Raw genomic sequence first — 20,863 nt, 5'->3', positions numbered from 1 at the left:
TCACCAACGCCCCATCACCTCCCGCCCCAACTCACCAACGCCCCATCACCTCCCGCCCCAACTCACCAACGCCCCATCACCTTGAAACCATCCAGGTCTGTTCCTGTGGATAACTCCTGCAGGGGTCTGGCCTTCTACGCCAGAATGCCAGCATGCATAAGCGCGCTGATCTACCGTCGACCCTGGCCAGCTCTCCGTTCACATACGACTCGGCGGTGACTGCCGGTGTGTCAGCGAAGCGGCTGCGGAAGGATGACGTGGTCCACGTGAGCAGGCGGTTGTACCGCCCCTCGACTTGGAGCTTCGAGTTGGAAGGCGCGGCACGGGTCCTCTCCGAAGTTTCGCCAGGTGCGTGGGTTTCGCACGTCACAGCTGCGCGTTTGCACGGTCAACTGCTTCCCGCGTGGCTGTCGGATTCAACTGAACTGCATATGAGCAAACCGAAGCATTTGCCGCAGGTGCGCCGGAAAGGTGTGGTTGCCCATAAGGTCATTGCCAGTGCCGACGAAATCGAAACTGTCGACGGTATCCGCATCAGCACCCGTTCCCGAACCTGGCTCGACTTGGCCCGGCGGCTGTCGCTGGCTGAGCTGGTCTGCCTTGGAGACCAAATCATTCGCATCCCTCGAGCGGAGTTTGAAGCCAGGTCACAGCCCTTTGACACATTGGAGGGTCTCAGCGCTCTAGTCAGCCGGCACCCTAATCTTCAGGGGGTCGTGCGTGCCCGGGAAGCTTTGGAGCTTATGCGGGTCGGCGCTGATTCGGCACCGGAATCGATGCTGCGGCTGGCAATGCTTGACGCGAACCTGCCAGACCCTGACCTGCAGATCGCACTTCGACCGAATGATGCAGCTTCCCCTACTGCCGACCTGGGCTACCGTCACCGGCGCCTTGCAGTCCAGTACGACGGCGGTCACCATCTTCTTGAGGCTCAGCGATTGAGTGATCGACGGCGCGACAAAGCCTTCGAATCAGCTGGGTGGACGGTTCTGGTATTCACCAAGGACGATGCCACGGACGGTTTTCAACGAGCTGTGGCGGCAATCAAACGACACCTTCACACGGCGTGGATTGACCAATCCTACTCGGCCGGTTTTGCCGGAAGCGGGTGAAAACAAAACTCCACCGCCGCCTCCAAAATCGCAGCCGCTGTGTTTACGCTCCTCAGGGGACGGGAAGTGATGGGGCGTCCCGAAAAAGCCGGCAAAAAGTGATGGGGCGTCCCGAAAAGGCCGGCAGGAAGTGATGGCGCGTTTCGGGAGACTACGCAGGAAGTGATGGGGCGTCCCGGAAAAGCTGCAAAAGGTGATGGGGCGTCCCGGAAAAGCCGGCCGGAAGTGGTGGGGCGTATTAACGCAGGACGCTCCCCCACCCGGTGAGGGTGAGGGAGCGTCCGGGCACCGGGAAAAGACGGTTTTAGCGCTCCAGGTCGCCGCGGATGAAGGCCTCGACCTTCTCGCGGGCGAGGTCGTCGTTGAACTGCTCCGGCGGGGACTTCATGAAGTAGCTGGAAGCGGAGAGCAGCGGGCCGCCGATGCCGCGGTCCAGGCCGATCTTCGCGGCACGGATTGCATCGATGATCACGCCGGCGGAGTTGGGGGAATCCCAGACCTCCAGCTTGTACTCCAGGGACACCGGGGCGTCGCCGAAGTTCCGGCCTTCAAGGCGCACGAAGGCCCACTTGCGGTCATCGAGCCACTGGACGTAGTCCGACGGGCCGATGTGCACGTCCTTGGCAGCCAGCTCGGCTTCCACGTTGGAGGTCACGGCCTGGGTCTTGGAGATCTTCTTGGACTCCAGCCGGTCACGCTCCAGCATGTTCTTGAAGTCCATGTTGCCGCCGACGTTCAGCTGGTAGGTCCGGTCCAGGGTGACGCCCCGGTCCTCGAACAGCTTGGCCATCACGCGGTGGGTGATGGTGGCACCGATCTGGCTCTTGATGTCGTCGCCCACGATCGGGACACCAGCGGCGGTGAACTTGTCAGCCCACTCCTTGGTGCCGGCAATGAACACGGGCAGGGCGTTGACGAAGGCCACGCCGGCGTCGATCGCAGCCTGGGCATAGAACTCGGCGGCCTGCTGGGAACCGACCGGGAGGTAGCAGACCAGGACGTCAGCCTTGGCGTCCTTCAGGGCCTGGACCACGTCGACGGGCTCTTCGGTGGACTGCTCGATGGTCTCGAGGTAGTACTTGCCCAGCCCGTCCAGGGTGTGGCCGCGCTGGACCGTTACGCCCGTCGGAGGGACGTCGGCGATCTTGATGGTGTTGTTCTCGCTGGCCAGGATGGCATCGGAAAGGTCAACGCCGACCTTCTTGCCGTCCACATCGAACGCGGCGACGAACTCAACGTCACCCACGTGGTACTGGCCAAACTCAACGTGCATCAGGCCCGGGATGGTTTCGGCCGGGTCGGCGTCCTTGTAGTAGTGGACGCCCTGCACCAGCGAGGCGGCGCAGTTGCCCACGCCAACGATTGCAACACGGATGGGATGTGAAGACACGGAACTCCTTTGGGGACAAACGTCAGCCGGCCTGGTTGGCCTCCGAGTAATGGACGACGGCGGCCGGCTGGCTTGGCGCCGCGCGGCGCCATTTCATACTACCCAACACAGCGGGACCGGCCGTTGTTCCGCCGGTCCCGCTGTGTAATGAAAACAGGTGTGCCTTAGGCGTCCTGTTTCCAGAGGTTGATATCGGATTCCACGGCAAATTCGTCAATCGCGTTCAGTTCATCGCCGGAGAAGTCGAGGTTGTTGATGGCGGACAGGGTGTCCTCCAGCTGCCGGACGCTTGAGGCGCCCACCAGGGCCGAGGTGACGGGTGAGCCCTTGGGCTGGTCCCGCAGGATCCAGGCGATGGCCATCTGGGCCAGGGACTGCCCGCGGCCCTCGGCGATCTTCCTCAGTCCGCGGACTCGGTCCAGTTTCTCCTCCGTGATCAGGCCCTGGTCCAGGGATTTCTGCTGCGCCGCCCGGGAGTCTTCCGGGATGCCGTGGAGGTAGCGGTCCGTGAGCATCCCCTGCGCCAGGGGCGAGAAGGCGATGGACCCGGCACCCACCTGGTCCAGCACCTCGTACAGGTTGGGCGAGCCGTCCTCGGTCCACCGGTTCAGCATGGAGTAGCTGGGCTGGTGGATAAGCAGCGGCGTCCCGAGTTCCTTGAGGATGCGGGCGGCCTCGAGGGTCTGTTCGGGGGTGTAGGAGGAAATTCCCGCGTACAAGGCCTTGCCGGAGCGGACAGCGTAGTCCAGGGCGCCCATGGTTTCCTCCATGGGCGTCTCGGGATCCGGCCGGTGGCTGTAGAAGATGTCCACGTAGTCCAGGCCCATCCGCTGCAGGGACTGGTCCAGGCTGGAGATCAGGTACTTGCGGGAACCCCATTCGCCGTAGGGGCCGGGCCACATGTAGTAGCCGGCCTTGGTGGAGATGACCAGTTCGTCGCGGTAGGGCTTGAAGTCGTCCCGCAGGTGGCGGCCGAAGTTGGTTTCGGCCGATCCGGCGGCCGGGCCGTAGTTGTTGGCGAGGTCGAAGTGGTTGACGCCTAGGTCGAAGGCACGGCGGAGGATGTCCCGCTGTTCCTCGAACCGCTTGTCGTCCCCGAAGTTGTGCCACAGGCCCAAGGAGATGGCCGGGAGCTTGAGCCCGCTGCGGCCCACCCGGCGGTAGGGCATGGTTTCATAGCGGTTGTCCGCTGCTGCGTAGGTCATGCGTTCTGTCCCTCCTGTTGGGTTGCGATGATCGCGGCACTCCAGGGCGCCATGGCCAGTGCCCCGCCGTCCAACCCGGTTCCGTCGTCGGTAGCCAGCAGGACGCTGCCGGAACCGTCCAGCCGGACCTTGGCGTCGGAGAAGTTCACCAGCACCTCGACGGAACCGCGCCGGAACCGCAGCCAGCGGGCGTCGTCGTCGAACGAAACGTCGGTGCCGCCGAAGCCAAGCCCGGCCAGGTCCGGATGGGATCGGCGCAGCGCCGTCAGGGACCGGTACAGCTCCAGGAGCCGCGCATGGTCACCCGTGGAAGCCTCGGCCCAGTCCAGCTTGGAGCGGCGGAAGGTTTCCGGGTCCTGGGGATCGGGCACGACGGCGGGATCCCACCCCATGCGCTCAAACTCCCTGATGCGCCCTTCCGCGGTGGCCTTGCCGAGCTCAGGTTCGGGGTGCGAGGTGAAGAACTGCCACGGCGTGGAGGCCCCGTATTCCTCGCCCATGAACAGCATGGGCGTGAACGGCGAGGTCAGCGTGAGCACCGCGGCCACGGCCAGCTGCCCATAGGACAGGGACTGGGAGAGCCTGTCCCCCGTGGCACGGTTGCCGATCTGGTCATGGTTCTGGTTGCAGACCACCAGCGCCGCCGGGTGCACCAGCGAGGCGTTGATGGGGCGTCCGTGGTGCCGGCCGCGGAAGCTGGAGTAGCTGCCGTCGTGCAGGAACCCGTCCTTGAGCACCTTGGCCAGCACGGCCAGGGAGTCGAAGTCGGAGTAATAGCCGGTGGTTTCGCCGCTGACGTTGACGTGCACCGCGTGGTGGAAGTCGTCGCTCCACTGGCCGGCCAGGCCGTACCCGTTGGCGTCCCGGGGGTAGATCAGGCGCGGGTTGTTGAGGTCCGATTCCGCGATGAGGGTCTTGGGCAGCCCGGTTTCGGCCGAAATGGCGTCGCCCAGGGCCCCTAGGTCCTCCAGGATGTGCACGGCCCGCTCGTCCCGCAGCGCGTGCACCGCGTCCAGGCGGAGGCCGTCCACGTGGTAGTCACGCAGCCACAGGGCGGCGTTGTCCAGGATGTATTCGCGCACCACGTCCGAGCCGGGGCCGTCCAGGTTTACGGAATCGCCCCAGGTGTTGGCGTCCCCCTGTTTGAGGTACGGGCCGAACTTGGGAAGGTAGTTGCCGCTGGGTCCCAGGTGGTTGTACACCACGTCCTGGATGACGCCGAGCCCTGCCGCGTGGGCGGCGTCGACGAAACGCTGGTAGGCGGCCGGCCCACCGTAGCCCTCGTGCACGGCGTACCACTGGACACCGTCGTAGCCCCAGTTGTGGGTGCCGTTGAACCCATTGACCGGCAGCAGTTCCACGAAGTCGATGCCCAGGTCCGCCAGGTAGCCCAGCTTGTCAACGGCGGCGTCCAGGGTTCCTTCGGGGGTGAAGGTGCCCACGTGGAGTTCGTAGATCACGGAGCCCTGCAGGTCCTTGCCGCCCCAGCCGGAATCCTGCCACTCGAAGGCGGCGGGATCGTAGGTCCGGGACAGTTCGTGCACGCCGGCGGGGAGCCGGCGCGACCGCGGATCCGGGACGGGGGTGCTGTCCCCGTCCAGCAGGTAGCCGTAGTCGACGTCGCCGCCGGCCGGGGCGTCGGGCGCAGTCCACCACCCTTCAGAGCCGGGCGCGGTCTCCTTTTTTTGCATCGGGTACTGCCGGCCGTCGGCCAGCAGTACTACCGATGCTGCTTCCGGCGCCCACACGTCGAAGCGCTCGGGTCCTGCGTTGACCAGGGTCATGCCTTTTCTCCATCCACGGGTACCAGCAGGGCCACGGGGTAGGTACCCAGCACTTTGGACACCGGTACCGGCCCCGGACCGTGGCTGGTACCGGTGAGTTCGTCACGCATGGCAGCGGAAAGCTCGACGGCGGTGTCCCGCCACCCACCGGCGGCTTTCAGGCCGGCGGGCAGCCGGGTAGCCAGGGTCACCGCGCCGGACGAGGCTGCCGAGGTGCCGCGGGAAAACGCGAGCAGGTGCCCTGCGGCCGGGCCGGTGGCGGCGAGCGGGGTGTAGCCCTGGAACAGCTCAGGCCTGTCCCGGCGAAGGCGCAGGGCCCGGGAGGTGACCAGCAGCTTGCTTGCCTCCGTGCCCGCGACCGGCAACTCACCGTCGTCGAGCTTTGCCAGCTCTGCCTGCCGTGCGGCGAAGTCCACGGGCCGGCGGTTGTCCGGGTCGGTCAGCGACCGCTCCCAGAACTCGCTGCCCTGGTAGACGTCCGGCACGCCCGGCATGGTGAGCTGGACCAGCTTCGCGGACACCGAATTCGCGGCCGAGAAGGCGTCGATGCGGGCCACGAAGTCCCCCACGACCTTGGCCACCTTGGCGTCGTCGAAGACTGCGTCGACGGCGGCTTTTACCGCCGCTTCGAAGTCCTCGTTGGGATCGGTCCAGGTGGTGGAGTTGCCGGCCTCCCTGGCTGCCTTTTCCGCATAGCCCTGCAGCCGCTCCCGGCTTGCAGGCCATGCGCCGACGATCGCCTGCCACAGCAGGTTCTCGTACGGCCCGTCCGGAATCGGCGCCAGTCCGCGGAGCGCCTCCAGCGTTTCCGCCCACTCCTGCGGCAGTTCGGCGATGACCGAGATCCGGGCCCGGGCGTCCTCGCTGCGCTTGGTGTCGTGGGTGGACAGGGTGGTCATGGACAGCGGCAGTTCCTGTTGGCGCCGCTGCATGCGCTGGTGGAATTCCTCCGGTGCCACCGCGAACTCGGTGGGCTCGGCACCCACCTCGGTCAGGGTGCCCAGGCGGGTGTAGCGGTAGAACGCCGTGTCCTCCACGCCCTTGGCCATGACCATGCCGGAGGTCTGCTGGAAGCGGACGGCGATGGGGTTGGCAGGGTCCAGCAGCAGCGGCAGGAGGGTTCCCACCGCTACGTCCAGATCCGGCCGGTGCGCCGCGGCGGACTCGCAGGCTTCCTTGAGGACGTCGGCTCCCACCGGCAGGTAGGACCGGTAGACCGGGAAGGACGCGATGATCTCCGCGATGGCGTCGGCTGCCTGGTCCACGGTGATCCCGTGGGACTCGGGGACCAGCCGGGCCAGGCGCAGCACCTCGGAGCGCAGGATGCCGTCGGCGATCATGCGCTTGGTGCCGCGAATCATCCCGGCGTAGTCGGCAGGCGCGGACGTTCCCCGCAAGGAGGCGTCCAGTGCGTCCAGGGCCTGCTGCCCTGCGGGGTCCACGAAGACCCGGTCCACGTCCGCCAGTGCGTCGTAGCCGGTGGTCCCTTCGCAGGCGAAGTCCTGGGGCAGGACTTCGCCCGGTTCCAGGATCTTCTCCACCAGGACGTACGCGCCGCCGCTGAGGTCCTTGAGCCAGCGGAGGTAGCCGGCGGGGTCGGCCAGCCCGTCCGGGTGGTCCACGCGGAGCCCGTCCACCAGGCCGTCGGTGAACCAGCGGCCCACCTCGGCATGGGCCTTCTCGAAGACGGACGGCTCTTCCACCCGGATGCCGGCGAGGGTGGTGACCGCGAAGAAGCGCCGGTAGTTCAGCTCGGCATCGGCACGGCGCCAGTCCATGAGCTGGTAGTGCTGGCGGCTGTGGACGTCCTGCGGGGAGTCACCCTCGCTGTACGTGCCCTCGGCCAGCGGGAACCGGTGGTCGTAGTAGCGGAGCTCGCCATCCTTGACCTCGAGCTTGTCCAGGTCGGCGTCCGAGCCGAGCATCGGCAGCCGGACCTTTCCGCCGCCCAGGTCCCAGTCGACGTCGAACGCTTCGGCGTACGGCGATTCGCGGCCTTCCTTGAGGAGGGACCACCACCACGGGTTCTGTACCGGGGTGGCAACGCCCACGTGGTTGGGCACGATGTCCACCAGGACGCCCATGCCGTGCTCGCGTGCAGCCTTGGAGAGGGCCAGCAGGCCTTCCGGGCCGCCGCGGTCCGGGTCCACCGCGGAGGGGTCCGTCACGTCGTAGCCGTGGTCCGAGCCCTTCTCCGCGGTGAGGATGGGCGAGAGGTACACCCAGTCCACGCCGAGGTCCTTCAGGTACGGGACCTTTTCGGCGGCGTCGAAGAGGGTGAAGCTGCTGCGGATCTGCAAACGGTAGGTGGAAACCGGGGTCCTCATGCCGTGGCGTCCTCGTCGGTGCCCGTTGCCCTTGCCTCGCTCGCCTCCGCAGCCTTGGTCTGTGCCTCCACCATTTCCTCCTGGGCTTCCTCGTGCTCGGCCATGGAGGCCAGGGACGCGGCTGCGGAAGTGTCTACCTCGGCTTCGGGGCCGGAGTAGGCGCGCAGGACCACCATGGACTTCGCGTCCAGGGTCAACGTGGCCCCCGCCTTGAGCGGCTCGTAGGCGTCCGCCTGGGCGGCGGTGTCGATCAGGACCTCCCAGTACTGCGAGTACTCGTCCGACGGAACGCAGAAGTCCACATCCTCGTCGTGGGCGTTGAAGGCCATGAGGAAGCTGTCATCAGTGATCCTGCGGCCGCGCGCGTCCTGTTCCTGGATGCCGTCACCGTTGTAGAACACGCCGATGGTCCGGCCGAAGCCGCTCCCCCAGTCCTCCGGCAGCATTTCGGTGCCATCGGTCTTGAGCCAGACAATGTCCGGCAGCTTCTCGCCTTCGCCACGGCGCACCGGGCGGCCGTCGAAGAAGCGGCTGCGGCGGAACGTGGGGTGGTCGTGGCGGAGCTTGTTCACGAAGGCCGTGAACTCCACCAGCGGCTGGTCCATGGCTTCCCAGTGCACCCAGCTGAGCTCGGAGTCCTGGCAGTACGTGTTGTTGTTGCCCTGCTGCGTGCGGCCCAGTTCGTCGCCGTGGAGCAGCATGGGCACACCCTGGGAGAGCAGCAGCGTGGCGATGAAGTTCCGCTGCTGCCGGGCACGGAGGGTCAGCACCTTCTCGTCGTCGGTGTCCCCCTCCACGCCGCAGTTCCAGGAACGGTTGTGGGATTCGCCGTCGTTGTTGCCTTCGCCGTTGGCCTCGTTGTGCTTCTCGTTGTAGGAGACCAGGTCCCGCATGGTGAAGCCGTCGTGGGCGGTGACGAAGTTGATGGAGGCCACCGGGCGCCGGGCGGAGCTCTCGTACAGGTCGGCGGAGCCGGTCAGGCGGGAAGCGAACTCGCCCAGGGTGGAGGGCTCACCGCGCCAGAAGTCACGGACGGTGTCGCGGTACTTGCCGTTCCATTCCGTCCACTGCGGCGGGAAGTTGCCCACCTGGTAGCCGCCGGGTCCAACGTCCCACGGCTCGGCGATCAGCTTCACCTGGGAAACTACCGGGTCCTGCTGGATGAGTTCGAAGAAGGTGGAGAGCTTGTCCACGTCGTAGAACTCGCGGGCCAGGGTGGAAGCGAGGTCGAAGCGGAAGCCGTCCACGTGCATCTCGGTAACCCAGTAGCGCAGGGAATCCATGAGCAGCTGCAGGGAGTGCGGGTGGCGCACGTTGAGCGAGTTGCCGGTGCCCGTGTAGTCCATGTAGTGCTTGAGGTCGTTGTCCACCAGCCGGTAGTAGGCCTGGTTGTCGATGCCCTTGAAGGACAGCGTGGGGCCCAGGTGGTTGCCTTCGGCCGTGTGGTTGTAGACGACGTCGAGGATCACTTCGATGCCGGCGCGGTGCAGGTCGCGGACCATGGCCTTGAATTCCTGGACCTGGTGCCCCACGTCGCCCGTGGAGCTGTAGGTGTTCTGCGGGGCGAAGAAACCGATGGTGTTGTAGCCCCAGTAGTTGTTGAGGCCCTTCTCTTCCAGGGTGCCGTCATTGACGAACTGGTGGACCGGCATGAGCTCGATGGCGGTGACGCCGAGCTTCTTCATGTGCTCGATCACGGCGGGGTGGGAAACGCCGGCGTAGGTGCCGCGCTGCTCCTCGGGGATCTCGGGGTGCAGTTCGGTGAGGCCCTTGACGTGGGCTTCGTAGATCACCGACTGGTGGTACGGGATCTTCAGCTGGCGGTCGCCGTCCCATTCGAAGAACGGGTTGATGACCACGCCGTGCATGGTGTGCGGCGCGGAATCGGCGTCGTTGCGGGAATCAGGGTCGCCGAATTCGTACGAGAACAGCGCGGGGTCCCAATCGATTTGGCCCTGGATGGCCTTTGCGTAGGGGTCCATGAGCAGCTTGTTCGGGTTGAACCGGTCACCGCTGGCGGGGTTGTACTGACCGTGCACCCGGTAGCCGTACTTCTGGCCGGGCTGGATGTGGGGCAGGTAGCAGTGCCACACGTAGCCGTCCACTTCGGTCAGCTCGATCTTGGTTTCGGTCAAGTCATCGGCCAGGAGGCAGAGCTCGACCCGCTCCGCCCGTTCGCTGAACAGGGCGAAATTGGTGCCGGTGCCGTCAAAGGTAGCTCCCAGCGGGTAGGCAGTTCCAGGCCAGACTTCCATCGTGCTCCTCATTATTTGGTCAGCAGCAGACGGCATTGGAACGCCCCTGCTGCTGGTGCGAACTAATGCCTACCGTAGTGGTTGGCTGTGACTATTACGTTTCCAGGCTCCATATTTACTAAGCATGCTGACTTTACCCCAAATTTCGGGTAGTGCTTCCGCAACACGTCCCGCGGTGATCGGGCCGCCGGACACGGACGCCGACGCCGCCGTCCCGGCCTGGCCGTGCAGGGCAGCACCCAGCGCTGCGATGGCGGCCCACCGCGCGCCGGCGCCGATGCCCAACGCACTGAAGCGCCCGGCGTCGTCCCCTGACTGGGCGAGCAGCGCACCGATGACGCCGGCCAGCACATCCCCGCTGCCGGCCGTGGCGAGCCAGGGCGTGCCGTCCGCCTGGCTGAAAATGGCGCCCTGCGGTGCAGCTACAAGCGTGGTGGCGCCTTTGAGCAGGACGGTAGCCCCGGTGCGCTCTGCCGCGCTGCGCACGGCTGCCAGCGTTCCGGCCTCCACCGCTTCACGGTCCTCAGGGCGGCCCAGCCGCTGGAACAACGATGCGAGTTCCCCGGCGTGCGGGGTCAGCACCACGTGCGGGGGCAGGACGGCGGGGAGCGCCGGCAGCGCCCCGGCGTCGGCCACCACCGGAAGGCCGGACGCGATCGCGTCCCGTGCCCGGGTCAGTTGATCATGGTCCTCCGGCCCCAGGCCGGAGCCCACCAGCCAGGCCTGGACGCGGTTTCCAGCCACGGTCCCGGTGCTGCAGACAACCTCGGGGCACGACTGGCGGACCAGGTCTGCCACCGACGGCGGCCCCAGGTACCTGACCATGCCAACTCCCGCGGCCAGGGCGCCGCGGCAGGCGAGCACCGCCGCGCCGGGGTAGTCCTCGGAGCCCGCCACCACGCCCAGCACGCCGCGGGAGTACTTCTGGGCCCGCCGGGACGGGCGGGGCAGGAGGCGCGCCATGTCAGCGTCCTCGAGCCGGCGCAGGGAGGGCTCCGGCAGGTGCTTCTCGATCCCGATGGGCACCACCAACACCCTGCCCGCGTGGTCCGCGCCGGGGTCGGCGAGCAGGCCGTTCTTCGCTCCGCCGAACGTGACCGTGAGGTCGGCCGGGAGGATGGGTGTGGCGGCCTCGCCGGTGTCCGCGTCCACGCCGCTGGGAAGGTCGCACGCCACCACAAAGCCGCGGCGGTGCGCGTCAGCGACAGCCTGGACGAGGGCTGCGGCGCTCCCCCGCAGGCCGCCCTTGGCGCCGGTTCCCAGCACGGCATCAATCACGACGTCGGCCCGGGCGGCTTCTTCTGCCAGGTCAGGAAGTCCAGCGTCCGTGAGCCGCTGCACCCTGCTGCCGGCGCGCTCAAGTGCGGCCAGGCCGGCCTGGTGGGCCGCGTCCGCGGTGAGGACCGCCGTCGTACGCATTCCCCGGGCGGCCAGGAAGGCGCCGGCGAACAGGCCGTCACCGCCGTTGTTGCCCTTGCCTGCCAGCACCACCACGCGGGCGCCATTCAGGCGGCTGTAGCGTGAACGAAGTTCATTGACGACGGCGTTGGCCAGGCCGTGCGCGGCGCGCTGCATGAGCACGTCCCCCAGCCCGTCGGCGAGGAGTGGCCCCTCGGCGGCCCGGACCTGCGTTCCGGTGTAGGCGCTGATCATGCGGCGGGGGCCTGGTCAGCCTTCGGCCAGGACCGTGGCCGTGGCGATGCCGCCGTCGTGGCTGATGGACAGGTGCCAGCGCTTGACGCCCTTGGCCTCGGCCACCGCAAGGACCGTTCCCTTGACCTGAACGGTGGGCCCGTTGCTGTCCAGGCCGATCCAGCAGTCCTGCCAGTTCATGCCGGCGGGCGCACCGAGGACCTTGGCCACCGCTTCCTTGGCGGCGAACCGGGCGGCCAGGGACCGGGTGTTCAGTTCCCGTTCCGCCGGAACGAACAGGCGGTCCCGCAGACCCGGCGTCCGCTCCAACTGCCGCCCGAACCGCTCGATGTCTACTACGTCTACCCCGATGCCAACGATCATGGGTGCCATTCTACGGTGGCGGCTGCAGCGGGAAGGCTGGTGCGCGCCGGTCATTCGGGCTGTCCGCCATCAGCGGAAACGCGTGACTTTTGGGGCGATCTTGCGGAGCGCACGCCGGGAACCGGGGGCTCCGGGGCCGGGCCGGCGTAAAAGTTACGCAGATCCGCCCGGCCCCAGGTATCAACGTTTTTCCATTTGCTGGAGATAATGCCCTATGGACAAGTCGATAGGCCCCCAGGCGCCACGGAGGAGAAGACCTTGGCGAAGGGTTTTCAAAGGAGTCCTGATCGCACTCGCCGTCATCGCTGCTCCGTTTCTTGTGTTGCAGGCGTCGTACGTGTTGGGAACGGCCAGGATGGTGTCACTCGCCGACAGGCTCCATCCGTTGGCCGGGTGGGAACCCGATGGTGAAAACGTCAGCGGCGACTTCTTCTGCGTCCCTGTCGCTGTGCCTTGCGACAGCATGTGGCGCCAGTACAGGACTCAGCAACCCCCTGCTCCCTCCGACATCCGCAAACTAACCGTGGCGGCGGGGCTGGACGGGAAAGTGGACGGGGACTGTGAAACGTCTCCCCTTCCTCCGAATGTCACCGGAATGTACACAGCATGCAGCGCAGCCGGAGTGTTGGACGGCTTTGACGTTGAGGTTCGGGTGCTGAAGTTGGCGGAGAACGACCCGGAACGGATCATCCAGTTCCGGCTAAGCAACATCAAAAACCGCTAGGCAAAACAGAAACCCCGGGCCGCTGTGGCCCGGGGTCTGCGTTCCATTGGGTTTATTCGACGGTGACGCTCTTGGCGAGGTTGCGGGGCTGGTCCACGTCGTAGCCCTTGGCTGCGGCGAGTTCCGCGGCGAAGATCTGCAGGGGGACGGTGGTCAGCAGGGGCATCAGCAGGGTGGGGGTCTCGGGGACGTAGAAGACGTACTCGGCGTAGGCCTTCACGGCTTCGTCGCCTTCCTCGGCGATGACCAGGGTGCGGGCGCCGCGGGCACGGACTTCCTGGATGTTGGAGACCACCTTGGCGTGCAGCGAGTCACGCCCGCGCGGGGACGGGACGACGACGAACACGGGCTGGCCTTCATCGATCAGGGCGATGGGGCCGTGCTTGAGCTCACCGGCGGCGAACCCTTCGGCGTGGATGTACGCGATCTCCTTGAGCTTCAGCGCGCCCTCGAGGGCCACGGGGTAGCCCACGTGGCGGCCCAGGAACAGCACTGACTTCTCGTTGGCCATGCTGCGGGCCAGTTCGCGCAGCGGGCCGGCGTTGTCCAGGATGGTCTGGATCTTGGCGGGGATCTTGTTCAGGTCCGCCAGTACGTCCTTGATCTGGCCGGAGAAGATGTTCCCGCGCAGCTGCGCCAGGTACAGGCCCAGCAGGTACGCGGCCGTGATCTGGGCCAGGAACGCCTTGGTGGAGGCCACGGCGATCTCCGGGCCGGCGTGCGTGTACAGCACGGCGTCGGATTCACGCGGGATGGTGGAGCCGTTGGTGTTGCAGATGGAGATGGTCTTGGCGCCCTGTTCGCGGGCGTACCGGACGGCCATCAGGGTGTCCATGGTCTCGCCGGACTGGGAGATTGAGACCACCAGGGTGTTCTGGTCCAGGATCGGATCCCGGTAACGGAACTCGTGGGCCAGCTCCACCTCGGTGGGGATCCGGCACCAGTTCTCGATCGCGTACTTCGCCACCATGCCGGCATACGCGGCGGTGCCGCAGGCCAGGACGATGATCTTGTTGACCTGCTTCAGCAGCTCCGGGTCGATCCGCAGCTCATCCAGGGTCAGCTTGCCCTTAATGTCCGAACGTCCCAGCAGGGTCTGCGCCACGGCGTCGGGCTGGTCATGGATTTCCTTCTCCATGAACGAGGAGAAGCCGCCCTTTTCCGCGGAGGCCGGGTCCCAGTCCACGTGGTATTCCTTGCCCTGGGCCAGGTTGCCGTAAAAGTCGGTGATCTCCACCGTGTCCGCGGTGATGGTCACGATCTGGTCCTGGCCCAGCTCCACCGCGCGGCGGGTGTAGTCGATGAACCCGGACACGTCCGAACCCAGGAAGTTCTCCCCCTCGCCCAGGCCCACCACCAGCGGTGAGTTGCGGCGGGCGGCCACGACGACGTCGGGCTGGTCCGCGTGCACAGCCAACAGCGTGAAGGCGCCCTCCAGGCGCTGGCAGGCGAGCTCCATCGCCTTGGTCAGGCCGCCGTTGGCGGTGTCCCCGCCCAGCTTGTTCCGCAGGATGTCTGCCAGCAGCGCGGCAGCGACCTCGGTATCCGTCTCGGACAGGAACGTCACGCCCTTCTCCAGCAGCTCCAGCTTGAGCTCGGCGAAGTTTTCGATGATGCCGTTGTGGATCACGGCGAGCTTGCCGCCATCAGCCAGGTGCGGGTGCGCGTTGCGGTCCGTCGGCCCACCATGCGTCGCCCACCGTGTGTGGCCAATACCGGTCAGCGCCTCCGGCAACGGCCGGGCCTCCAGCTCGCCAATCAGGTTGCTCAGCTTCCCGGACTTCTTCCGCGACTCGATAGCACCCTGGGACACCACAGCCACACCGGCAGAGTCATAACCGCGGTACTCCAGGCGGCGGAGCCCCTCAAGGACAACATCCAACGCACTGTGACCATTAACTGCACCGTCCACGGAACGGCCTACGTAACCCACGATTCCACACATAGGGACAAGACTATCGGGCGCGTGTCACTTGTTCTAAACAGGAGGACCACGATGCAGCGCCCCCGTGATAGGTGCCGCCGCGCTGAACAGGGGCGTCATTTCGCGATGCGCCGGGCGGGGGGCAGAATCTTTAGCGTGACTTCGCAACGCAATGAAGCGAACGGGGAGGGTGCCTCGCCGTTCGTGGAGCTGGACCGGCATACCTGGTCCCGGCTCGCAGCCCAGATGGAACAGCCCCTCAACGAAGAGGACGTGCTGCGCCTTCGCGGGCTCGGCGACCCCTTGGACATCAAGGAGGTCAGTGACGTCTACCTGCCGCTGTCACGGCTCCTGCACCTGTATGTGGAGGCTGCCGGACAGCTGCACGCGGCCACCACCACCTTCCTTGGCGAGCAGACCCAGCGCACCCCCTTCGTGATCGGCGTGGCCGGCTCGGTCGCGGTGGGCAAGTCCACCATCGCCCGTGTGCTGCGGGAAATGCTGCGCCGCTGGCCGGGCACGCCCAACGTCGAGTTGATCACCACGGACGGTTTCCTCTACCCGCTGGCCGAGCTCAAGCGCCGGCAACTGCTGGACCGCAAGGGGTTCCCGGAATCCTATGACCGGCGGGCGCTGCTGCGCTTCGTGAGCGAGATCAAGGGCGGCGCCGAGGAAGTCCGGGCGCCCTGGTATTCGCACGTCACGTACGACATCGTGCCCGGCAAGGAAGTGGTGGTCCGCCGCCCGGACGTGCTGATCGTCGAGGGCCTGAACGTCCTGGCCCCGGCCCGCCCCCGGCATGACGGCCGGCAGGGCCTGGCCCTGAGCGACTTCTTTGACTTTTCCATCTACGTGGACGCGAAGACCTCCTATATCGAGGAGTGGTACGTGGACCGGTTCCGGAAGCTGCGGAGCACCGCGTTCGCGCAGCCGGAGTCCTATTTCCACCGCTACGCCACGCTCTCCGACGATGAGGCAGAGAACACCGCCAGGGACATCTGGAAGCGGATCAACGAGCCCAACCTGGAGGAGAACGTGCTGCCTACCCGCGGCCGGGCGCAGCTGGTGCTGACCAAAGACGCGGACCACTCCATCCGCCGCATGCTGCTCCGGAAGGTTTAGCACAGGTGTGCTACGAATGCGGGTCGCACAGCCGGCGCAGCTTCACGCGCTTCCTCGCTGCGGGGGCCGGGCTGACTGTCCTGTCCGCCTGCACGCCTGAGGCACCCAAGGCGGCGTCGTCGTCGTCCGCTGCTCCATCCCCGTCCCCCTCCCCTGCGGCCGCCACCGCGTCAGCGGGCCCGACGGCGGACGCGGCCACCGTGGGCCAGCCGCCTGAGGCGCCGTCCCCCACACCGTCGCCATCGGCAGCTTTGGCACGGCAGTTTTCGCTCGATGATCCGGCGAGCCCCTGGGTCATCGCGAACAAGCACCGGCCTTTGAAGCCGGCCGACTATGTGCCTGCCGACCTGGTGCGTCCCACCGTCGCCATTTCCGCCGCAGGTGAGGCGGCGCTGCTGAACAGCACCACGGCAGCAGCGGCCGAGGCGATGTTCGCGGCGGCCGCGCAGGACGGTGTGGCGATGGTCCTGGCCAGCGGCTACCGTTCGTACAGCACCCAGCTGACCACCTACAACGGGTACGTCGCGTCGCGCGGACAGGCCGACGCCGACACCGCCAGCGCGCGTCCCGGCCACTCGGAGCACCAGACCGGGTGGGCGTTCGACATTGGGGACGGCGGGGGCGCCTGCAGCTTCCAGCCGTGCTTTGCAGAGCAGCCTGCGGCCACGTGGGCGAAGGCGAACGGGCACCGGTTCGGATTCGTGGTGCGCTACCCGTGGATGCTGCACCCCATCACGGGGTACTACTACGAGCCCTGGCACCTGCGGTACGTGGGGGTTGAGGCGGCAACGGACATGCTGAACCGCGGCATCGGAACGCTCGAAGAATACTTCGGGCTGGAAGCGGCACCGGGATACTTCTAAACGTTCCGCACGCCAATCCGGTTCCCAAGACGCGATAAAAATTTACCGCCGCGTTATCTGAAGCACTCCCTCCGTGGGCTAGCGTGGGTCCCATGCTGACAGGATTCAAGAATTTCATTATGAAGGGCAACGTCGTAGACCTTGCCGTCGCTGTTGTCATGGGTACTGCCTTCGGCGCGGTTGTAACCGCGCTGGTGAACAAGGTGCTCATGCCGTTCATTGCAGGGCTTGTGGGATCGCCGAACTTTGACAGCTTCGCCAAGGTGGACTTCAACGGCAACGCCGTGGAGTTTGGCGTCCTGCTAACTGCGATAGTCAACTTCCTGCTGATTGCCGCCGCCATCTACTTTGTGGTGGTCATGCCCATGAACCACATGATCGAGCGCCGCAACCGCCGTCTCGGCATCAACCAGGACGTCAAGGAAGAATCTGCCGAGGACCCGCAGATCGCCCTGCTGACCGAAATCCGTGACTCCCTCCAGAGCCGGAATATCTGACCCCGTATCCGCCCCACGACTGTGGCCCGTCTCCTGATGGAGGCGGGCCACAGTTGGTTGCAGATGTTAGCGGTTAGTTGGGTCCCGCGTTGTCGTGACTACCTGCGGGTCTTGCTCAGGATCGCGGCAATTTATGGGAAATTTACGCCATTAGGTCCCCTTGTCCTATTAGGCTCAGTGCACCGCAGCCTCATTGGGGAGGCCGCGGAACCGTGGCTGCAGATGTTGGGTCTGCAACTCTCTGGAAGGCTTTTGATGAAACTTCGCCAGCAGTCAACGTCAATTGACATTGAACGGGTAATTCTCGTCCCGATCATGGCGCTCTTGTTATTGTCGGCCGTGTCCGCACTATTTTCGGGCTCGAAGGTCGCTTCGTCCTCTGCCCTCGTCACCGGGTTGCACGTCTCCTACCAAGTCCTGATGACCGTCTTCTATCTGATGGCGGTCTACTTCCTTTTGACCAGGAACTCTGCAAGCGCCCGGAGCGGGCGGATTGCTCCCACAGTCGCGGCCTACGTCGGGACCTTCCTGCCTTTCCTGCTCGCGTTTGCCGGCGGGACGGAAGTATCTGACGGTCTGGCACTTTTTTCGGTGGCCCTCATGACCCTGGGAATGGTCTTTACTGTCTGGTCCCTGATGACGCTCGGCAAGAGCTTCGGCGTAGAGCCCCAGGTAAGAACGCTCGTACAGCACGGCCCCTACCGGCTGATCCGCAACCCTCTTTACGTCGGAGAGATGATCACCCTGATCGGGGCTGTCTGCTTCAGCCCCACTCTGCTGAAGATGGCAATCCTTGTGGCACTGGCAGCCGTTCAGGCATACCGGGCAATTCAGGAGGAGCAGCTGCTGGCTGAAAACGTGCCCGAATATGCCGCATACAAGCTGCGGACTGCGCGGTTCGTGCCCGGCTTATTCTGACCCTGCTGATGGTCCCGGAAACCGCTTGGCAGGTCCCCCAGCGAAATGTGGCCCGCTTCCCTTTCGGGAGGCGGGCCACATTTCTTTGGCTTCTAGTTTGCGGCGAGCTCCAGCGCGAGTTCGGTCCGGACCACCTGTGCGAGGTGTTCGGCAATGGACTGGGCCGTCTCTTCGTCCGCCGCCTCCACCATCACACGGACAACCGGCTCGGTGCCGGAGGGGCGGAGCAGGACGCGTCCGGTGTCACCCAGAGCGGCTTCCGCTGCCGCCACGGCCTGGGCCAATACCTCGCTGCTGCCCACCCTGCTGCGGTCAACACCCTTGACGTTGATGAGTACCTGCGGGAGCTTGGTCATGACCGTGGCGAGCTCCTTGAGCGGCTTCCCGGTCAGGGCCACCTGTGCGGCGAGCTGCAGGCCGGTCAGGAGGCCGTCGCCGGTAGTCGCGTGGTCGGAGAAGATCACGTGGCCGGACTGCTCGCCGCCCAGGTTGTAGCCGCCGTCGCGCATTCCTTCGAGTACGTACCGGTCCCCCACGGCTGTTTCCATAATGGTGATGCCGGCGTCGCGGAGGGCGATCTTAAGGCCCAGGTTGCTCATGACGGTCGCCACGAGGACATCGTCCTTGAGCTTGCCGGCCTTCTTGAGCGCGACGGCGAGGATGGCCATGATCTGGTCGCCGTCCACCTCGTTGCCTTCATGGTCCACGGCCAGACAGCGGTCAGCGTCGCCGTCGTGGGCGATGCCGAGGTTGGCGCCGTACTTGATGACGGCGTCCTTGAGCGGGCCGAGGTGGGTGGAGCCGACACCGTCGTTGATATTCAGTCCGTCAGGATCCGCGCCGATGACGATGACGTGGGCGCCGGCGTCCTTGAAGAGCTGGGGCGAGCAGCCGCTGGCGGCACCGTTGGCGCAGTCCAGCACCACGGTGAGTCCATCCAGACGGTGCGGCAGGGTGCGGAGCAGGTGGACGATGTAGCGGTCCTCCGCATCCGAGAAGCGCTGGATGCGGCCGACGTCGGGGCCGGTGGGGCGGACGGCTTCCTTGCTCATCTGTGCCTCAATGGCGTCCTCCACCTCGTCGGGCAGCTTCTGGCCGCCCCGGGCGAAGAACTTGATGCCGTTGTCCGGCGCCGGGTTGTGGGAGGCGGAGATCATGACTCCGAAATCGGCGTCCAGGTCCGCTACAAGGTAGGCGGCGGCGGGGGTGGGCAGGACGCCGGCGTCATAGACGTCGATGCCCGAGCTGGAGAGGCCGGCTTCCACGGCTGCGGCGATGAATTCGCCGCTTGCGCGCGGGTCACGGGCCAGCACGGCGCGGGGCCGGGAGCCGTTGGAGTTGCGGTCGTGGCCGAGCACGACGGCGGCCGCCTGGGCCAGCTGCAGGGCCAGCTCTGCTGTCAGCAGGCCGTTGGCCAGCCCCCGGACACCATCAGTTCCAAATAATCTAGACACCGGTCAAGTCTAGAGGATGGGGTTGCCGCAGCTTTAAGCGGCTGGCCAGCGGCTTTTTTCCCGCCCCGATTCGGGTGTCCAACGCGGACAGGGGCATGCAAGAGTCCATAACGGCAAAAGCCCGCCCCACCAACCGGTGGGACGGGCTTTTGGGCAAGCGGATTTAGCGCTTGGAGTACTGCTGAGCCTTACGGGCCTTCTTGAGACCGGCCTTCTTACGCTCGATGACACGGGCGTCGCGGGACAGGTAACCGGCCTTCTTCAGGGTCGGGCGGTTGTTCTCGACGTCGATCTCGTTCAGCGAACGGGCGATGCCGAGGCGCAGGGCGCCTGCCTGGCCGGAGATGCCGCCGCCGTGGATGCGGGCGATGACGTCGTAGGCGCCTTCGAGATCAAGGATCTTGAAGGGCTCGTTGACGTCCTGCTGGTGCAGCTTGTTCGGGAAGTAGTTGTCCAGCGCACGGCCGTTGATGGTCCATTTGCCGGAGCCGGGCACGACGCGGACGCGTGCAACGGCTTCCTTGCGGCGGCCAACAGCTGCGCCAGCAACGGTCAGGGCCGGGCGCTCCTTCTTGGGAGCAGCTTCAGCAGCTGAGCTCTCAGAGGTGTAGCTGGTCAGGTTTTCCTCGGCTTCGACAGCCTCGGTGGTCTCTTCGTTCTGAGCCACGATTCTCCTTGTATAGATAAGTTGTTTGGTGGCCAGGACTACTGGGCGACCTGGGTGATTTCGAAAGTCTTGGGCTGCTGGGCGGCGTGCGGGTGCTCAGCACCGCGGTACACCTTCAGCTTGCCCAGCTGCTGGGCAGCGAGGGAGTTCTTGGGGAGCATGCCCTTGATGGCCTTCTCAACGGCGCGGACCGGGTTGGTTTCCAGCAGTTCCGCGTAGTTGACGGAGGTCAGGCCGCCCGGGTAGCCGGAGTGGCGGTATGCGCGCTTCTGCTCCAGCTTGGCGCCGGTCAGGGCTACCTTCTCGGCGTTGATGATGATGACAAAGTCGCCCATGTCCATGTGGGATGCGAAAGTGGCCTTGTGCTTGCCGCGCAGCAGGATTGCGGTCTGGCTTGCAAGACGACCAAGGACAACGTCGGTGGCGTCAATGACGTGCCACTGGCGGTTGATATCGCCGGGCTTCGGGGTGTACGTACGCACGGTGTTTGCCTCGTTCTTGTTCTGGCGTTCTTGTTTAGGTGTCGCTAGCTCGCGCACCTACTGTCTGCGCGCTACCGGAACAGAGGTGAGGGCTCCATGTAACCAGTCATCCTGAAGTTCCGA

General features: G+C 65.9%; 17 protein-coding genes. 6 read left to right on the top strand and 11 right to left on the bottom strand.

From position 1 onward, the window contains the following. The first annotated feature begins 152 nt into the window (after positions 1-152). On the top strand, positions 153-1,112 hold the full coding sequence (locus PV772_RS04410) for a DUF559 domain-containing protein (RefSeq protein ID WP_307362685.1): 960 nt from the start codon (positions 153-155) through the stop codon (positions 1,110-1,112). Positions 1,113-1,416: 304 nt separating this feature from the next. Here PV772_RS04410 and PV772_RS04405 read toward each other — a convergent pair whose 3' ends face one another. From PV772_RS04405 to PV772_RS04375, 7 genes are all read right to left on the bottom strand, one after another. Then, complete coding sequence (locus PV772_RS04405; protein WP_141159814.1) at positions 1,417-2,502, bottom strand: inositol-3-phosphate synthase; 1,086 nt, start codon at positions 2,500-2,502, stop codon at positions 1,417-1,419. Positions 2,503-2,666: 164 nt separating this feature from the next. Continuing rightward, the gene (mgrA, locus tag PV772_RS04400; RefSeq protein ID WP_347885462.1) at positions 2,667-3,707 is read right to left on the bottom strand and encodes an L-glyceraldehyde 3-phosphate reductase; all 1,041 of its coding nucleotides are present in this window, start codon (positions 3,705-3,707) and stop codon (positions 2,667-2,669) included. Beyond that, positions 3,704-5,491, bottom strand: coding sequence for a malto-oligosyltrehalose trehalohydrolase (gene treZ / locus PV772_RS04395; RefSeq protein ID WP_347885461.1), 1,788 nt, complete (start codon positions 5,489-5,491; stop codon positions 3,704-3,706). The genes mgrA and treZ overlap by 4 nt, the downstream gene beginning before the upstream one ends. Further along, positions 5,488-7,818, bottom strand: a complete 2,331-nt coding sequence (gene treY / locus PV772_RS04390; protein ID WP_347885460.1) for a malto-oligosyltrehalose synthase — start codon at positions 7,816-7,818, stop codon at positions 5,488-5,490. Before treY ends, treZ begins: the two co-directional genes overlap by 4 nt. Next, positions 7,815-10,073 (bottom strand): glycogen debranching protein GlgX, encoded by a 2,259-nt coding sequence (gene glgX / locus PV772_RS04385; protein WP_347885459.1) that lies wholly within the window; start codon positions 10,071-10,073, stop codon positions 7,815-7,817. The genes treY and glgX overlap by 4 nt, the downstream gene beginning before the upstream one ends. 69 nt (positions 10,074-10,142) lie before the next feature. Then, positions 10,143-11,726 (bottom strand): NAD(P)H-hydrate dehydratase, encoded by a 1,584-nt coding sequence (locus PV772_RS04380; protein WP_347885458.1) that lies wholly within the window; start codon positions 11,724-11,726, stop codon positions 10,143-10,145. Between the two features lie 15 nt (positions 11,727-11,741). Beyond that, complete coding sequence (locus tag PV772_RS04375; RefSeq protein WP_141159808.1) at positions 11,742-12,089, bottom strand: holo-ACP synthase; 348 nt, start codon at positions 12,087-12,089, stop codon at positions 11,742-11,744. 214 nt (positions 12,090-12,303) lie between these two features. Here PV772_RS04375 and PV772_RS04370 point away from each other — a divergent pair, with 214 nt between their 5' ends. Continuing rightward, positions 12,304-12,813, top strand: coding sequence for a hypothetical protein (locus tag PV772_RS04370; protein WP_347885457.1), 510 nt, complete (start codon positions 12,304-12,306; stop codon positions 12,811-12,813). Positions 12,814-12,865: 52 nt separating this feature from the next. Here PV772_RS04370 and glmS read toward each other — a convergent pair whose 3' ends face one another. Then, complete coding sequence (glmS, locus tag PV772_RS04365; RefSeq protein ID WP_347885456.1) at positions 12,866-14,758, bottom strand: glutamine--fructose-6-phosphate transaminase (isomerizing); 1,893 nt, start codon at positions 14,756-14,758, stop codon at positions 12,866-12,868. Positions 14,759-14,863: 105 nt separating this feature from the next. On the opposite strand from glmS, the gene coaA reads away from it, so the two are divergent. From coaA to PV772_RS04345, 4 genes are all read left to right on the top strand, one after another. Further along, a complete protein-coding gene (coaA, locus tag PV772_RS04360; RefSeq protein ID WP_347885455.1) occupies positions 14,864-15,859 on the top strand; it encodes a type I pantothenate kinase in 996 nt (331 codons plus the stop codon). A gap of 5 nt (positions 15,860-15,864) precedes the next feature. After that, positions 15,865-16,722, top strand: coding sequence for a M15 family metallopeptidase (locus PV772_RS04355; RefSeq protein ID WP_347885454.1), 858 nt, complete (start codon positions 15,865-15,867; stop codon positions 16,720-16,722). 92 nt (positions 16,723-16,814) lie between these two features. Then, positions 16,815-17,219, top strand: a complete 405-nt coding sequence (gene mscL / locus PV772_RS04350; RefSeq protein ID WP_141159804.1) for a large conductance mechanosensitive channel protein MscL — start codon at positions 16,815-16,817, stop codon at positions 17,217-17,219. Between the two features lie 255 nt (positions 17,220-17,474). Continuing rightward, a complete protein-coding gene (locus tag PV772_RS04345; RefSeq protein ID WP_347885453.1) occupies positions 17,475-18,137 on the top strand; it encodes an isoprenylcysteine carboxylmethyltransferase family protein in 663 nt (220 codons plus the stop codon). Positions 18,138-18,229: 92 nt separating this feature from the next. Here the strand turns inward: PV772_RS04345 and glmM are convergent, their stop codons facing one another. From glmM to rplM, 3 genes are all read right to left on the bottom strand, one after another. Then, entirely contained in the window at positions 18,230-19,591 is a 1,362-nt protein-coding gene (gene glmM, locus PV772_RS04340; RefSeq protein ID WP_141159802.1) for a phosphoglucosamine mutase, read from the bottom strand. A 163-nt stretch (positions 19,592-19,754) separates the two neighbouring features. Beyond that, positions 19,755-20,258 carry a 30S ribosomal protein S9 gene (rpsI, locus tag PV772_RS04335; protein ID WP_141159801.1) on the bottom strand — a complete coding sequence of 168 codons (504 nt, stop codon included), beginning with the start codon at positions 20,256-20,258 and terminating at the stop codon, positions 19,755-19,757. A 38-nt stretch (positions 20,259-20,296) separates the two neighbouring features. Continuing rightward, positions 20,297-20,740 (bottom strand): 50S ribosomal protein L13, encoded by a 444-nt coding sequence (gene rplM / locus PV772_RS04330; protein ID WP_043454696.1) that lies wholly within the window; start codon positions 20,738-20,740, stop codon positions 20,297-20,299. Positions 20,741-20,863 lie beyond the last annotated feature (123 nt).

Source organism: Pseudarthrobacter sp. CC12, assembly GCF_039907755.1.
GTDB lineage: Bacteria > Actinomycetota > Actinomycetes > Actinomycetales > Micrococcaceae > Arthrobacter > Arthrobacter niigatensis.
Note: the sequence above shows the minus strand (reverse complement) of the source record. Positions and strands in the feature narration are given on the sequence as shown.